Genomic DNA, 15,004 nt, shown 5'->3' on the forward strand with positions numbered 1-15,004 from the left:
AAGAACACGATGGCGCAGTGCGTGCGGCATGAATTCCTTGCGCGGGCGGCCAGCAGGCCGTCGCGTGTCACCCGGCGGTGGGGGTATCTGGCGGCCTGTGCTGCGGTGCTGGCCATGGGGCCAGTACAGGCCGCGACGCCCACGGCCCACCATCATGCCCATGCTGCTGCGGACAAGGCTGCCACCAGCCTTGGCCATGCCCATGTGCATGGGGCCGCCAGAACCGCGAAAACGGCGGACAAAAAGGCTGAAAAAACCGCTCATGCGGCGGCCCATCACCACCATGCGGCAGCGGTGGCCGCCGGTGTTGGCGCAGGTGCCGTGGCGGGTACTGGGGTTGCGGCAACCGCTGCCCATCCGGCCCCTGCCACGCCGGCCGCCGCCCCGGCCCCGGTCGATGCCGCGGCCCTCGCGCCTGTCGATAACACCAAGGGCAGCGTGACCGGCCTGCCCCTGCCGCGCTTTGCCGCCTTCCGCGCCGATGAGGTCAATCTGCGCACCGGGCCGGGGCAGCGCTACCCCATTGACTGGGTGTACCACCGCCGTGGCATGCCGGTAAAAATCGAGCGGGAATTCGATGTGTGGCGCCTTGTCGAGGATTCGGACGGGCAGAAGGGCTGGGTCCATCAGGCAACCCTGGTGGGAACCCGCACGTTTGTCATACCGGGACTGCCCCCCCAGGGTGATGCCCGGCAGGCGGGCCAGCCCACCGCCAAGGAGACCGACGTGATTGGCCGGGCCGATACCCGCATCGTGGGTCATGTGACGGATGTGGCCGATGCGGCGGACATCAAGGGCGCGGTCATGCTGCATGCGGATGCCAACACGTCATCCGCCGTGGTGGCCGTGCTGCGCCCCGGCGTGGTGGGCACGCTGCGCCAGTGCCAGGCGGGCACGCCGTGGTGCAAGGTCGCGGTCAAGCAGTACAGTGGCTGGATCGAGCGCAGCGCCATGTGGGGGCTGTTGCCGCAGGAGGTCATAGCGCCCTCCTGAGGATGACGTGAACAGGCGGAGAAAGAAATGCCGGATACACCCTATCGTGCCATGCGCCGGACCAAGATCGTCTCGACCCTTGGCCCGGCCACGACCGACCATGCCACCATCCGCGCGCTGGCCGTGGCGGGAGTGGATGTTTTCCGGCTCAATTTTTCCCACGGCACCCATGCCGATCACGCCGCCCGCCATGCGGTCATTCGTGATGTGGAGGCCGAGCTTGGCCGCCCCATCGGCATCCTTGCCGATGTGCAGGGCCCCAAGCTGCGGGTGGGCAATTTTGCCAATGGCCGGGTGCAGCTGACGCCGGGCGCGCCCTTCCGGCTTGATCTTGACGGGGCACCGGGCAACGAAAGGCGCGTAAACCTGCCCCACCCCGAAATCATTGCGGCAGCGCAGTTGGGCAGCACGCTGCTGCTTGATGATGGCAAGCTCGCGCTGCGCGTGCGCGAGCGCGGTCCCGACTTCCTGCTGACCGAAGTGGAGGTGGGTGGCCCGCTATCGGACCACAAGGGCGTGAACGTGCCCGATGTGGTGCTGCCCATTCCCGCCCTGACCGACAAGGACCGCGTGGACATGGCGTTCGCGCTCGATCTGGGCATTGAATATGTCGGCCTGTCGTTCGTGCAGCGGCCTGAGGACGTGCGCGAGGCCCGCACGCTGGCCAATGGCCGCGCGTGGATCATGACCAAGCTCGAAAAGCCGCAGGCGATGGATAACCTGCACGAGATCATTACCCTGTCGGATGCGGTGATGGTGGCGCGGGGCGATCTGGGCGTGGAACTGCCGCCCGAGCGCGTGCCGCTGGCGCAAAAGCGCATCATCCGCATGGCCCGCCAGCTTGGCCGCCCCGTTGTGGTGGCGACCCAGATGCTCGAGAGCATGGTACATGCCCCCACCCCCACCCGCGCCGAGGCCTCCGATGTGGCGACGGCGGTGTTTGATGGCGCGGATGCGGTCATGCTCTCGGCCGAGACGGCAGTAGGTTCCTACCCGCGTGAGGCGGTGGCGATCATGGACCGCATCGTGCGCCGTGTTGAGGAGGATGAAGTCTGGCGCCGCCAGATGGAAACCTCCAGCCCCGAGCCGGACCACGCCGTTGCGGGCGCGATTGCTGCGGCAACCCGGCAGGTGGCGGCCACCGTCGATGCCGCCGCCATCGTGGCCTTTACCCTGTCGGGCCGGTCAGCGTTGCGCATTGCGCGCGAGCGGCCTTCATGCCCGATTCTTGGCCTGACCCCCACCGATGAGATTGCCCGCAGGCTGGCGGTGGCGTGGGGCGTGCAGGCGATCTCGGTCGGGCAGGAAACCCCGGTCCATACCGTGGAGAGCGTGGTGGACCAGGCGCTGGCCGTGGCGAAAGGCGATGGCTACGGCGCAGCGGGCGATGCGGTGGTGATCGTGGCGGGGCTGCCCTTTGGGGTGGCGGGCAGCACCAATACGCTGCGCGTGGCTACGCTGACCTGAACAAAAGTTTTTGGGTGCCGCCTTTTTTCAAAAAGGCGGCGTCTTTTAGAAGCTTTTTGGAAAAAGCTTCACCAAAAACTTTTATCTTTTTATTATCAAAGCGTCTTTCAGGCCTGCCGGTTCTCGATCAGGCTGCGGCGGATGGCGCGCCCGCGCTGGATGCGGCTGACGATCACATCCTCGTTACCTGTACGGATGGCGTTGCCCATGGCCTGGGCATCGGCAATGAAGCGGTCGAGCATGTCGAGCAGCGCCTCGCGGTTGTTCAGAAAGATGTCACGCCACATCGTCGGGTCCGATGCCGCGATGCGGGTGAAGTCACGGAAGCCCGATGCCGCGAAATCCAGCACTTCCGAGCGCGTTTCATCCGCCAGGTCATCCGCCGTGCCACATATGGTAAAGGCCAGCAGGTGCGGCAGGTGGCTGACAATGGCGCAGACCCGGTCATGGTGCTCCACTGTCATGTCGCGCACGCGCGCGCCCATCATCTCCCACAGGGTCGTGACGCGGGCGAGGGCTGTGGCTGGCGTGCCCGCGGGCGGCGTGAGCAGGCACCAGCGGTCCTCGAACAGGGTGGCGAAACCGGCATCGGGGCCGGAGAACTCCGTGCCCGCCATCGGGTGCGCGGGCACGAAGGCAATGTCGGGGTAGGCGGCCAGTAGCGGCGCCATCGCCTCCATCACCGTTACCTTGACCGAGCCGACCTCGCTCAGGATCGCGCCCTTTTTCATGGCGGGCAGCACCTGTGCCGCCACCATGGCAATGGCCCCCACCGGCACGCAGATGATCACGCAGTCCGCATCGCGCACGGCTGTTGCCGGGTCGGCTTCGACTGTATCGGCAATGCCCAGTTCGGCCACGCGGGCGCGCACTTCGGGGCTGATGTCGCACGCAACAAGCCTGCGCGCGATGCGCCGGTCCTCATGCGCACGGCGCAGGATGGAGGAGCCGATCAGGCCGGGGCCGATAATGACCAGCGTCTCGAACAGGGGGGCGGGCTTGTCCGTCATGGGGCGGTCTGTCTGGCTGTTGGGTTTGACAAAAAGCGCGCGGACTCAGTCCTGCGGCGGCTGGGTGGGCTCGCGCACGGGCACGGTGGCGGGCGCTTCTTCCGGCTTTGCCGGGGTCTTGTGGCGCAGGGCGCGCATTTCCATGGCCTGCCACAGCAGCAGCATGGGAATGCCGATGACCAGTTCCCGCCCGCGCCGCAGCAGCGACAGCCCCAGCGAGAGGGAAGGCGCGATGCCAAAGGCCGAGCCCAGGGTGATGTAGGCCGCTTCCTGCACGCCAAGGCCCGCGGGCACGAGGAACGAGACGGACATGATGCCGCACGCAACACCCTCGATCGCAACAGCCCCGGCAAAGCTCAGATGCGCGCCAAGGAAGTAGTAGGCCACCCAGATCGTGGCGGCGCTGCCCAGCCAGCCCACGTAATGCAGCAGCGCGCCCTCCAGGATGCGGCGCGGATGCGACCAGATGGCGTCAAAGCGCTCCTGTATGCTGTCAGCGCTGCTCAGCATCGCGTCCTGCCACTGGGCGGCCATGTTGTGGCCGAGCATCCTGCCCGCGCGCTTGAGCAGGTCGCCACCCCGGCGCTGGGTATAGACGAAGCCCGCAATGCCCATGGTCAGCAGCACGAGCCCGATGATGACCGGGCGCGCGAACGGGCTGGACTGCTGGTGGGCCACGAGGCACAGCACGGCGGTCAGGATGAACAGGATCTGGCCCATCACCTCGGTGGTGATGTCGACCAGATTGGCGCAGGCCGCCTCGCTGCCATCGATCGGGCGGCCCTTGCCGCGTGGCGCGAACAGGTCGCTCGAGCAGGTGGCGCGGATGCCCAGCACCATGCCGCCAAGCTGCGAGAAGGGCAGGCAAGACGCGGCGGCATCACGGATCATGCGCGATACCACCAGCTGCACGAAGGGAATGTCCCGGCAAGCCGCGTGCCAGGCAAGACCCAGTATTGCATCGACTGCAAGCTGAGCCACCACGGTCGCCATGAACCCGATCGCCCCGATGGAGACGATGGCCTTCATCACCGATCCGGCGCCGAACCAGGCGGTGCAGCCAGTCAGCAGGGCCAGGCCGAGAAGGGCCAGAAGGATTGTGAGCTTTCTCAAAAAAGATCCGTCTTGGTCTGTTGGCGTCAGGACACCGGGGAAAATTGATGCCGCCGTGGCTGGTTTTGCCTGACTTACACTACAGCAGGGTCTGGCGCCACCGGGAGGTGTCGGGATAAATGGAACGCCCGCCGGTTGCGAGTCCGTATCGCAATCGTGAATTCTGTCCCCTGACGGAGTGATCGTTCAGACCATGACTGCCCCAACCCTTGTAACCGGTGCGACCGGTTTTGTCGGCTCGGCCGTTGCCCGCAATCTGGTGGAGCGCGGCCATACGCTCAGGCTCATGGTGCGCAAAGGCAGCGACCTGACCAACCTGCGCGATCTGCCCGCCGAGCTGGTGGAAGGCGATCTCTCCACCCCCGAAAGCTTTGATGCGGCCGTGAAGGGCTGCCGCTACGTGTTTCATGTCGCGGCGGATTACCGGCTGTGGGTGCCCGACCCCGTGCCGATGATGGTGGCCAACGTGGAAGGCACGCGTGGCCTGATGCTGGCGGCGCAGAAGGCGGGAGTCGAGCGGATCGTGTACTGCTCCTCAGTCGCGGCGCTGGGGCTGATTGGCGATGGCACCATTTCCGATGAGGAAACGCCGGTGCATGAACATGGTGTGATCGGCATCTACAAGCGCTCCAAATACCGTGCCGAGCAGGAAGTGCTGCGCCTGGTGCACGAGCGCGCGCTGCCTGCCGTGATCGTGAACCCCTCCACCCCCGTAGGCCCACGCGACATCAAGCCCACGCCCACAGGCCAGATGATCCTGGACTGCGCGGCCGGCCGCATGCCCGCCTATGTCGATACCGGCGTGAATATCGTGCATGTGGATGACGTGGCCGAGGGCCATGCCCTGGCGCTGGAGCGCGGGCGCATTGGCGAGAAATATATTCTGGGCGGGCAGAACTACCTGTTGCGCGACCTGTTTGCCATGACCGCCGAGATTGCGGGCGTGGCGCCGCCGCGCATCAGCCTGCCGCAGGCGGTGATCTGGCCGGTGGCGGTGGCGAGCGAATGGCTGTCCCGCGCTTTTGGCATTGCACCCCGCGTCACGCGCGAGATGCTGGCCATGTCGCACAAGAAAATGTTTTTCTCATCGGACAAGGCGATCCGTGAGCTCGGCTACGCCCCGCGCCCCGCGCGTGAGGCGGTAACGGATGCGATCGACTGGTTCCGCCAGCACGGCATGCTGGATTGAGCAGCCTGTCATGCTTCTGCTTCCCCTTTCCATTCTGACGGTTGTCATCTGGCTCGGGCTTATTTTCTGTCATGGCCGCTTCTGGCAGGCGGGGCCGGTGCTTGCCCCCGTGCCGGGCCTGCGGCTTGATGCGGCAACCTGCCCTGATGTGTGCGTGGTCGTGCCCGCGCGTGATGAGGCACCCTCGGTTGCGGCGTGCATCGGCTCGCTGCTGGCGCAGGATTATCCCGGCACGCTGCGGGTCGTGCTGGTTGATGACAACAGCACCGATGGCACGGGGCGGCTGGCGCGCGCGGTGCCTGACCCGCACCGGCGGCTGACCGTGGTCACGGGCAAGGCGCGCCCGGCGGGGTGGAGCGGCAAGCTGTGGGCCGTGGCCCAAGGCGTGGCGCGCGCGCGTGAACTCGCCCCCGATTCCAGCGGTTTCGTGCTGTTGACCGATGCCGACATTACCCACGACCCGCGCCATGTCTCGACCCTGGTGGCCAAGGCGCAGGCAGGCGGGCTCGATCAGGTATCGGAAATGGTGGAGCTGAACTGCGCCAGCCCCGCCGAGCGCATGCTGGTGCCGGCTTTCGTGTTCTTTTTCGCCCTGCTCTATCCGTTTGCCAGCGTGAACAACCCGCGCAGCAGGGTAGCAGGGGCGGCAGGCGGCACGGTGCTGGTGCGCTGGCGCGCGCTGGCGCGCATTGGCGGCATCGAGAGCCTGCGCGGCGCGCTGATCGATGACTGCACGCTGGCGGCCCACGTCAAGCATAGCGGGGGGCGGATCTATCTGGGCCATAGCTGCCTGGCCAGATCCATAAGGCCCTATCCGCATCCGTCTGACATCTGGCGCATGGTGGCGCGCACGGCCTATGTGCAGCTTGGCTATTCGCCCTTCCTGCTTGTGGGCACGGTCATCGGCATGGTGCTGGTGTGGATGCTGCCGATGCAGCTTGCGCTGTTCGCTCACGGGTCGCCCTGCCTTCTGGGGGCCGGGGCATGGGTGCTGTCCATGGCGTCGTACACGCCCACGCTGCGCCGGTTTGGCCTGTCGCCTGCCTGGGCGCTGTTGCTGCCGGTTATTGCGGGGTTCTATACGCTGGCCACCATCGGCTCGGCGCTCGATCACCATCGGGGGCGGGGCGTGGTCTGGAAAAGTCGCGCCTATACCGAACCGGATGGCGCGATCTCGACACATATGCGCAGCGAGGGTGCTGCGACGGTAATGAACCGCACCATGGGGGATGACGTAGGGTGAACACGGATGAGCAGGACGTATGGGGCAGCGCGGATGTCTCGTCGGGCAAGGATGCCGGGGATGAAAACTTTCCCGTAGGTTCCCTGCTGATCAGCCGCAGGCTGCGCCCGCATGTGCACGCCTATTATGACTTCGCCCGGGTGATCGATGATATCGTCGATACCGACCAGCTTGATGCGCCCGCCAAGATCGCCCGCCTCGACGCAATGGAGGAGGTGGTGCTCGGCAAGCGCCTCGCCCCCCCCCGGGCTGATGCCCAGACGGCGGTGCGCGTGGGCCAGACCCTGCGCGAGACCGGCGTGCCTACCTCCACGGCGACCGACCTAATCGTGGCGTTCCGGCAGGATGCGGTGAAGAACCGCTACGATTCGTGGGAGGAACTGGAGGAATACTGCCGCTATTCCGCCAATCCCGTGGGTCGCTTCCTGCTTGAACTGCATGGTGAGGATGCGGGCACGTTTGGCCCGTCGGATGCGCTGTGCACGGCGCTGCAGGTGCTCAACCACCTGCAGGACTGCGCCGATGACCTGTCCGGCCTCGACCGGTGCTACCTGCCGCGCCCGTGGCTGGAGCAGGCGGGGGCCAGCATTGATGACCTGCGTGGCCGCCATGCTAGCCCCGGCCTGCGCCGGGTGTTCAACCATCTGCTTGACCGCGTGGATGAACTCAACCGCCGCGCCTCCCTGCTGCCCGGCCTGATCCGCGACCGGCGCATGCGCATGGAGGCGGCCGTGATCGTGGGGCTGTCAAAGCGCCTGGCCAGGCGGCTGCGGAGCGAGGACCCGGTGGCGGGCCGCGTCAAGCTGTCACGCGGGGATGTGCTCGCAGCCCTTGCGGGGGCGGTGCGAACGCTGGTCTGATAGGGCACGATTTTGTCCTTGGGGGTGATTGCCGCTAAGAACAGGCGCAACTGTTAATTCGTAAAGTGAACGGAACACGCGGGAATGGGTTTTTTGCGCGCGCGGCATGATGAGGCGCCGGTACTGGGCTGCGATGCTGCTGACCTCGCCGAGGTCGAGCAGATCGTGGTGCGGTCGGGCACGTCCTTTGGCAAGGGCATGCGTATCCTGCCGTCCGACCGGCGATATGGCATGTATGCCGTCTATGCCTTCTGCCGTCTCGTTGATGACGTGGCCGATGACGAGGGCGAGGCGGAAGACAAGAGCCGCAGGCTCGAGGAATGGCGCGCCCGCATCGCCCGGCTCTACGGCGGTGAGGCGCGCGATGGCATCGACCGCGTGCTCATGGCCACCATCCGCCGCTTCGATCTGCGTCAGGATGACTTCAATGCCGTGATCGACGGCATGGAAATGGATGCGCGCGGCCCCATCGTCGCCCCTGATGAAGCGACGTTCGACCTGTACTGCGACCGCGTGGCCTCCGCCGTGGGGCGGCTTTCGGTGCGGGTGTTTGGCGATTCCTCACCCGCGGCAGACGAGGTGGCCTACCATCTGGGTCGTGCGTTGCAGATCACCAACATTTTGCGTGACGTGGCCGAGGATGCTCGGCTGGGCCGCCTTTACTTGCCGCGCGACCTGCTTGAGCGCTTCGGCATTACGCCCAAGCCCTCGGCGGTGGTGCATGCCGCGCGGCTTGAGCAGGTGGGGCGCATCCTGGCGGGGCGGGCGCATGACCATTTCCGCGCGGCAGCCGCCGCCATGGCGCGGTGCGACCGCACGGCCATGCGGCCCGCGCGGCTGATGGGGGCGACGTATGCCGCCATTCTCAGCGCGCAGGAGCGGCAGGGCTGGGGCACGCCAGAAAAGCGCGTGTCGCTCTCGCGCCCGCGCAAGGTGCTGATCGCGCTGCGCGCGCTGGCGGGCTGAGGCCATGGCGGGGCATGTCCATATCATTGGCGGGGGCCTTGCGGGCCTGTCCGCCGCGGTTGAACTGGCGGGTGGCAGCGAGCAGGTCACGGTTTACGAGGCCGGGCCCGCCTGTGGCGGGCGGGCGCGATCCTATCATGACCGGCATCTCGACTGCCGTATTGATAATGGCAACCACCTGCTGCTGTCGGGCAACCCGGCGGTGTACCGCTATCTGGGCCTGATCGGGGCGCAGGACACGCTGGTGGGGCCAGAGCGCCCGGTCTTTCCGTTCATTGACCTGGCCGACCGGCTGCGCTGGACGCTCGACCTCTCGCGCGGGCGGGTGCCGCTGTGGGTGCTGTCAAAGCGCAGGCGCGTGCCGGGCATGCGCCTGGCCGAGCTGCGTGGCCTGCTGGCGCTGATGGAGGCCACGCCCGACATGGTGGTGGCGGACTGCCTGCCTTCGGGCAGCCTGTCGCGCCGCCTGCTTGAGCCGTTCGCCATATCGGTGCTCAACACCATGCCCGATACCGGCAGCGCCGCCTTGCTTGGCGCCGTGGTGAAGGAAAGCCTGGCCCGTGGCGGGCGCAACTGCCTGCCGCGCTTCCCCGCCATTGGCCTTTCGGAAAGTTTTGTTGACCCCGCCCTTGCCCATCTGGCCGTGCTCAGGGCGCAGGTGCGCACGGGCAGCCGGGTCAGTGGGGTGGAATTCACCCGTGGCGGCCCGGTCACGGCATTGCTGCTGGGCGCGGAACGCATTGAAATCAAGCCGGAAGATACGGTCATCATGGCCGTGCCTGCCCCGGTGGCGTCGGGCCTGCTGGCCGAACTGCCCGGCTTTAGCGCGCCCGATGCGTTCGAGGCGATCCTGAACGTGCATTTCCTGCTGCCTCAGGCGCCAGTGCTGACCGGCGGGCTGGCGCAGGCGCGCTTTATCGGCGTGGTGGGCGGCATCAGCGAATGGGTGTTTGCCAAGGACCGTATCCTGTCGGTCACGGTCAGCGCCGCCAACCGCTATGCCGGGCGCGACCTTGATGAACTGGCCCCCCTGATCTGGAACGAGGTGCGCGCCGCCATCGACCCGGCAGCGACAGCACCCTTGCCGGTGGACGTGCCGCCGCTGCGCATCGTGCGTGAAAAGCGCGCCACCTTTGCCGCCACTCCCGCGCAGGACCGCCTGCGCCCCGGCACGCAGACCATGGTGCCCAACCTGTTGCTGGCAGGGGACTGGACGGCTACGGGCCTGCCCGCCACCATCGAGGGCGCGATCCGCTCGGGGGCGGCGGCGGCACGCGCGGTTCATGCCCGCAAGGGCACGCCGGGCCGACCGGGATGAAGCGGGGCGCACAGGCAACCGGCCTGCGTCAGCACATGGGCAACGGCATATAATGTTCATGGCGACCGGGGCAGGCACGACATTCCGTTTTCGTCGGAATAACGCTAGCCGGGTGGTGTTGTCCCTGCTGCGTGCATGTAGCGCGAGAAAAGGACACGGGCACCGTGCGGCGCGGTTGGCGTGCGCGGGGTATGTGATCGATGTTGCCATGGTTTCCGGCAGTGTTGCGCAGTGTCGGGGGCTGGCCGGCCGGGCTATGGCTTGTGATAATGGCAGGGGAATCCATCAATATGTCCGGTAGCACAGCAATCTCTCCGTTTTCCCGGTTGGGCATCGTGGTGGGCATGGAGGCGGAAGCCGCCCTCATCCGCCCCTTTCTGCCTCACGCCCGTATTGGCCTGAGTGGCGCGACCCTGTCCGGCGCGCGGCAGGCGGTGCTTGACCTGCTTGAAGGCGGGGTGGACGCGCTGCTTTCCTTCGGGCTGGCGGCGGGGCTTGACCCGGCGCTTCAGCCGGGTGCTGTGGTCGTGCCGCAGAATGTGCTGGTCAATGGCGAGCGCCTGCCCGCTGCCCCCGCGCTGCTGGCATGGCTGGGGGCCGAAGGGGCGGACGTGGTGGGCGGCGACCTGCTGCATAGCGATGTGATCGTAACCGCCGCCACCCGCAAGATGGCGCTGTACCGCGAGACGGGCTGCGTGGCGCTGGATATGGAAAGCGGCGTGGTGGCGGAAATGGCAGCGGCCCGCAAGGTGCCCTTCGCCGTGCTGCGCGTGGTGTGCGACCCCGCAGACCGCACCCTGCCGCCCGCCGCCGTGGTGGCGCTGCGCCCTGATGGCAGCCTTGCGGTGGGCGCGCTGGCGCGTAGCATCGTGTGCAATCCGTTCCAGATTCCGGCCCTGATCCAGGTGGGGCGTGATGCCGGGCTGGCGCGAACGGCGGCCAAGGGCGTTCTGGCCCGGCGTTTTGGCTGACGCACCCGGAAACGTTAATTGGCTTTTATGCTGTTCCCTGCCCTGATTGCGTGGGGATCAGAAAAAACTTTTATCCTCCCCGGCCATTGGGCCTCCTGCGTGGCGCGGAGGCGCCATGTGGCGCGATGGCTGTTCTCGTGCCTGCTTTTGGTTAGGCTGGGCGCGGCCAATTGATTCGCATCAATGTCAGGCCCGGCAGATAGGCGTGACATGCTGCCGGTTCTTGGCAAGCAGCAGGGAGAAAGGCATGACACGGGCGGTGCTCGCACTCAACGCAGGTTCATCCAGCCTGAAATTTGCCCTCTTCGCTATCGAAAAAGGCGAGACGGCGGCCTCTCCGAGCCATCGCATCGCCTCGGGCGAGCTTGAGGGAATCGGCAGCCACCCCCATTTTGTCGCCCATGACGCGGGCGGCCGCGTGCTGGTGGATGAAACATGGGCTCCCACTGCCGATGACGCCGCGAATCTCGACAAGGCCCATCTCGGCCCCATGGCCACCCTCATGGAATGGGTGGGCAAGCAGCTTGGCAGCGTGGACCTCATGGCCGTGGGGCACCGCGTGGTGCATGGCGGGCCTGATTTCATTGCCCCCGTGCGGATTACGCCCGATGTGCTGGCGCGGCTTGCGGCGCTGACGCCGTTCGCGCCCCTGCACCAGCCCGGCAGCCTTGCCCCCATCCGCGCCTTGCTTGCGCAGTATCCCGACCTGCCGCAGGTGGCGTGTTTCGATACCGGCTTTCACCACACCCTGCCTGCCGTGGCGCAGGCGCAGGCCCTACCGCGTGACTATGCGGCGCGTGGCGTGCGGCGCTACGGGTTTCATGGCCTGTCGTATGAATACATCGCCTCTGCCCTGCGCGTGCGCGCGCCGCATCTGGCCAGCGGGCGCACGCTTGTCGCCCATATCGGCAGCGGCGGCAGCCTGTGTGCGTTGCGCGCCGGGCGCAGCATCGACACCACCATGGGCTTTTCGGTGCTTGATGGGCTGGTCATGGGCACGCGGTGCGGGCATCTCGACCCCGGCGTGATCCTGTACATGCTCAAGGAAGAGGGGCTGGGCGCGGCCGAGATCGAGAACATTCTCTATCACCGCTCCGGCCTACTGGGCGTGTCCGGCGTTTCGGCCGATATGCGCGACCTGCACGCCAAGGCGGGCATCAGCCCGGAGGTGATACAGGCGCTGGACCTGTTTGTCTACCGCCTTGCCCAGCAGGCGGGTGGCATGATGGCCGCCCTGCAGGGGCTGGACGGGCTGGTGTTTACCGCAGGCATTGGCGAGCATGACGCCATCATCCGCGCCGCCGTGTGCGCGCGGCTGGGCTGGGCGGGCATCCGCCTTGATGCGGCGGCCAACGCCGCGCACCACGAAATCATCAGCACGCCGGATAGTGCCGTGGAGGTGCGGGTCATTCCCACCGACGAGGAAACGACAATCCGCCGCCACGTGCTGATATGTCTGGGCTGAGGCCGGGCAGGAATGGACCATTCTGGAAGGAACGGAAATGAGTGAAACCCCCTCCGCAACCCCGCTTGCCACGGCGGATGTCGCGCTGTTCAACAAATGGTGGCACGCAGCCAACTACCTGTCGATTGCCCAGATATACCTGCTGGCCAATCCGCTGCTGCGCGAGCCGCTCAAGCTTGAGCACACCAAGCCGCGCCTGCTGGGGCACTGGGGCACCACGCCGGGGCTGAACTTCCTGTACCTGCACCTCAACCGCATCATCCGCGAGCAGGACCGCAGCATCCTGTTCGTGGCAGGCCCCGGCCACGGGGCGCCGGGTGTGGTGGCCAGCACTTATCTTGAAGGCACGTATACCGAATACTTCCCCGAAGTGACGCAGGATGCGGACGGGCTGGCCAGGCTGGTCAAGCAGTTCTCCTTCCCCGGTGGCATTCCCAGCCACGCAGCGCCCACCACGCCGGGTTCGATCAACGAAGGTGGCGAACTGGGCTATTCGCTCTCGCACGCCTATGGCGCTGCGTTCGACAACCCCGACCTGGTCGTGGCCTGCGTGGTGGGCGATGGCGAGGCCGAGACCGGGCCGATGGCCACGTCATGGCACAGCAACAAGTTCCTTGACCCCAAGACCGATGGCGCGGTGCTGCCGATCCTGCACCTCAATGGCTACAAGATCGCCAACCCCACGGTGCTGGCCCGCATCCCGCCTGATGAACTGACCAGCCTGTTCAGGGGCTACGGCTATGACCCGATCGTGGTGGAAGGCCACGAGCCGGACATCATGCACCAGAAGATGGCCGTGGCGATGGACACGGCCTTTGCGAAGATTGCCCAGATCCAGAAAGCTGCGCGTGAGCACAACGACACCACGCGCCCGGCCTGGCCCATGATCATCATGCGCACGCCCAAGGGCTGGACCTGCCCCAAGACGGTGGATGGCCTGCGCACGGAAGGGTACTGGCGCGCCCACCAGGTGCCCATTACCGACATGACCAACCCCGTGCACCTCAAGCTGCTCGATGAATGGCTGCACAGCTATAAGCCTGAGGAACTGTTTGACGAAAACGGCACCCTGATGCCCGAAATCGCGGCCCTTGCCCCCAAGGGCGACCGCCGCATGAGTGCAAACCCGCACGCCAATGGCGGCCTGCTGCGCCGCGACCTGCGCCTGCCGGATGTGACGGAGTATGCCGTAACGGTCGAATCACCGGGCCATGCGCTGGGTGAGGGCACGCGCGTGCTGGGCACGTGGCTGCGCGATGTGATGAAGCTCAACCTGCCCGCGCGTAACTTCCGCGTGCTGGCGCCGGATGAGAACAATTCCAACCGCCTTAACGCGGTGCTGGACGTGACCAACCGCGCCTGGAATGCCGAGACCTTCGATTACGATGACCATCTGGCCGTTGATGGCCATGTGATGGAGATCCTGAGCGAGCATACCTGCCAGGGCTGGCTGGAAGGCTACCTGCTGACCGGGCGGCACGGCTTCCTGTCGTGCTATGAGGCGTTCATCCACATTGTCGATTCCATGGTCAACCAGCACGCCAAGTGGATCAAGCAGGCGGATGAGGTGCCCTGGCGCGCGCCGATCGCATCGCTGAACTACCTGCTGACCTCGCATGTGTGGCGGCAGGACCATAATGGCTTCAGTCATCAGGACCCCGGCTTCATTGACCATGTGCTGAACAAGAAGGCCAAGACGGTGCGGGTGTTCCTGCCGCCTGATGCCAACACCCTGCTGTGCACGGCCAGGGCCTGCCTTGAAAGCCGCGACCGGGTGAACGTGATCGTGGCGGGCAAGCAGCCCGAGCCGCAGTGGCTGGACATGGACGCCGCCATCGCCCACTGCGCCAAGGGCATCGGCATCTGGGAATGGGCCAGCAATGACAAGGGCGGCGAGCCTGATGTGGTCATGGCCTGCGCGGGTGATGTACCGACCATCGAAACGCTGGCGGCCGTGCAACTGCTCAACAGGCACCTGCCGGACCTGAAGATCCGCGTGATCAATGTGGTGGATCTGCTGACTCTTGAATCGCGCAGCCAGCACCCTGACGGGCTGGAGGATTATGTATTCGACAGCCTGTTCACCACGGACAAGCCGGTTATCTTCGCCTTCCACGGCTATCCGGCGCTGATTCACAAGCTGATCTACAAGCGCACCAACTGCCGCAACTTCCACGTGCATGGCTACCGCGAGGAAGGCTCCACCACCACGCCGTTCGACATGACGGTGCGCAACAACCTCGACCGCTTCCACCTGGTGCAGAACGTGATCCGTCGCGTGCCGGGCCTGGCTGAAAAGGCGGCCTATGCCAACGAGGCGATCAGCGACAAGCTGGTCGAGCACACGCGCTATGTGGCGCAGTATGGGCAGGACCTGCCCGAAATCAGGAACTGGCGCTGGTCATAACC

General features: G+C 66.2%; 12 protein-coding genes. 10 read left to right on the forward strand and 2 right to left on the reverse strand.

Annotated features, from left to right (window positions below; all coding sequences use genetic code 11):
• Positions 1-9: 9 nt before the first annotated feature.
• Together R5N89_RS00155 and pyk are read left to right on the forward strand one after the other, a co-directional pair.
• Positions 10-993 carry an SH3 domain-containing protein gene (locus R5N89_RS00155; protein WP_110568532.1) on the forward strand — a complete coding sequence of 328 codons (984 nt, stop codon included), beginning with the start codon at positions 10-12 and terminating at the stop codon, positions 991-993.
• A gap of 27 nt (positions 994-1,020) precedes the next feature.
• Positions 1,021-2,460 carry a pyruvate kinase gene (gene pyk / locus R5N89_RS00160; protein WP_110568530.1) on the forward strand — a complete coding sequence of 480 codons (1,440 nt, stop codon included), beginning with the start codon at positions 1,021-1,023 and terminating at the stop codon, positions 2,458-2,460.
• A gap of 107 nt (positions 2,461-2,567) precedes the next feature.
• On the opposite strand, the gene R5N89_RS00165 is transcribed toward pyk, so the two are convergent.
• Both R5N89_RS00165 and R5N89_RS00170 read right to left on the reverse strand, forming a co-directional pair.
• Positions 2,568-3,470, reverse strand: coding sequence for a prephenate dehydrogenase/arogenate dehydrogenase family protein (locus R5N89_RS00165; RefSeq protein ID WP_110568528.1), 903 nt, complete (start codon positions 3,468-3,470; stop codon positions 2,568-2,570).
• Between the two features lie 45 nt (positions 3,471-3,515).
• The gene (locus tag R5N89_RS00170; protein WP_110568525.1) at positions 3,516-4,583 is read right to left on the reverse strand and encodes a lysylphosphatidylglycerol synthase domain-containing protein; all 1,068 of its coding nucleotides are present in this window, start codon (positions 4,581-4,583) and stop codon (positions 3,516-3,518) included.
• Positions 4,584-4,776: 193 nt separating this feature from the next.
• Between R5N89_RS00170 and hpnA the strand changes: the two genes are divergently transcribed.
• From hpnA to R5N89_RS00210, 8 genes are all read left to right on the forward strand, one after another.
• Positions 4,777-5,772, forward strand: a complete 996-nt coding sequence (hpnA, locus tag R5N89_RS00175) for a hopanoid-associated sugar epimerase (protein WP_061273926.1) — start codon at positions 4,777-4,779, stop codon at positions 5,770-5,772.
• Positions 5,773-5,782: 10 nt separating this feature from the next.
• Positions 5,783-7,015, forward strand: coding sequence for a glycosyltransferase (locus R5N89_RS00180; protein ID WP_110568523.1), 1,233 nt, complete (start codon positions 5,783-5,785; stop codon positions 7,013-7,015).
• The gene (gene hpnC / locus R5N89_RS00185) at positions 7,012-7,875 is read left to right on the forward strand and encodes a squalene synthase HpnC (RefSeq protein WP_110568522.1); all 864 of its coding nucleotides are present in this window, start codon (positions 7,012-7,014) and stop codon (positions 7,873-7,875) included. Before R5N89_RS00180 ends, hpnC begins: the two co-directional genes overlap by 4 nt.
• Before the next feature lie 84 nt (positions 7,876-7,959).
• The gene (hpnD, locus tag R5N89_RS00190; RefSeq protein WP_110568520.1) at positions 7,960-8,841 is read left to right on the forward strand and encodes a presqualene diphosphate synthase HpnD; all 882 of its coding nucleotides are present in this window, start codon (positions 7,960-7,962) and stop codon (positions 8,839-8,841) included.
• Between the two features lie 4 nt (positions 8,842-8,845).
• The gene (hpnE, locus tag R5N89_RS00195; protein WP_110568518.1) at positions 8,846-10,159 is read left to right on the forward strand and encodes a hydroxysqualene dehydroxylase HpnE; all 1,314 of its coding nucleotides are present in this window, start codon (positions 8,846-8,848) and stop codon (positions 10,157-10,159) included.
• Positions 10,160-10,449: 290 nt separating this feature from the next.
• Positions 10,450-11,130, forward strand: coding sequence for a hypothetical protein (locus tag R5N89_RS00200; protein WP_110568705.1), 681 nt, complete (start codon positions 10,450-10,452; stop codon positions 11,128-11,130).
• A gap of 247 nt (positions 11,131-11,377) precedes the next feature.
• Positions 11,378-12,595, forward strand: coding sequence for an acetate/propionate family kinase (locus R5N89_RS00205; RefSeq protein WP_110568517.1), 1,218 nt, complete (start codon positions 11,378-11,380; stop codon positions 12,593-12,595).
• Between the two features lie 37 nt (positions 12,596-12,632).
• A complete protein-coding gene (locus R5N89_RS00210) occupies positions 12,633-15,002 on the forward strand; it encodes a phosphoketolase (RefSeq protein WP_110568515.1) in 2,370 nt (789 codons plus the stop codon).
• Positions 15,003-15,004 lie beyond the last annotated feature (2 nt).

Source organism: Komagataeibacter sucrofermentans DSM 15973 (genome assembly GCF_040581405.1).
Classification (GTDB): Bacteria; Pseudomonadota; Alphaproteobacteria; order Acetobacterales; family Acetobacteraceae; genus Komagataeibacter; species Komagataeibacter sucrofermentans.

What these genes read in the sequence shown, in the direction of transcription:
- R5N89_RS00205 (WP_110568517.1), top strand. Translation starts at nt 11,378, where the DNA reads ATGACACGGGCGGTGCTCGCACTCAACGCAGGTTCATCCAGCCTGAAA.
- R5N89_RS00180 (WP_110568523.1), top strand. Translation starts at nt 5,783, where the DNA reads ATGCTTCTGCTTCCCCTTTCCATTCTGACGGTTGTCATCTGGCTCGGG.
- hpnD (WP_110568520.1), top strand. Translation starts at nt 7,960, where the DNA reads ATGGGTTTTTTGCGCGCGCGGCATGATGAGGCGCCGGTACTGGGCTGC.
- hpnE (WP_110568518.1), top strand. Translation starts at nt 8,846, where the DNA reads ATGGCGGGGCATGTCCATATCATTGGCGGGGGCCTTGCGGGCCTGTCC.
- R5N89_RS00200 (WP_110568705.1), top strand. Translation starts at nt 10,450, where the DNA reads ATGTCCGGTAGCACAGCAATCTCTCCGTTTTCCCGGTTGGGCATCGTG.
- R5N89_RS00155 (WP_110568532.1), top strand. Translation starts at nt 10, where the DNA reads ATGGCGCAGTGCGTGCGGCATGAATTCCTTGCGCGGGCGGCCAGCAGG.
- R5N89_RS00210 (WP_110568515.1), top strand. Translation starts at nt 12,633, where the DNA reads ATGAGTGAAACCCCCTCCGCAACCCCGCTTGCCACGGCGGATGTCGCG.
- pyk (WP_110568530.1), top strand. Translation starts at nt 1,021, where the DNA reads ATGCCGGATACACCCTATCGTGCCATGCGCCGGACCAAGATCGTCTCG.
- R5N89_RS00165 (WP_110568528.1), bottom strand. Translation starts at nt 3,470, where the DNA reads ATGACGGACAAGCCCGCCCCCCTGTTCGAGACGCTGGTCATTATCGGC.
- hpnA (WP_061273926.1), top strand. Translation starts at nt 4,777, where the DNA reads ATGACTGCCCCAACCCTTGTAACCGGTGCGACCGGTTTTGTCGGCTCG.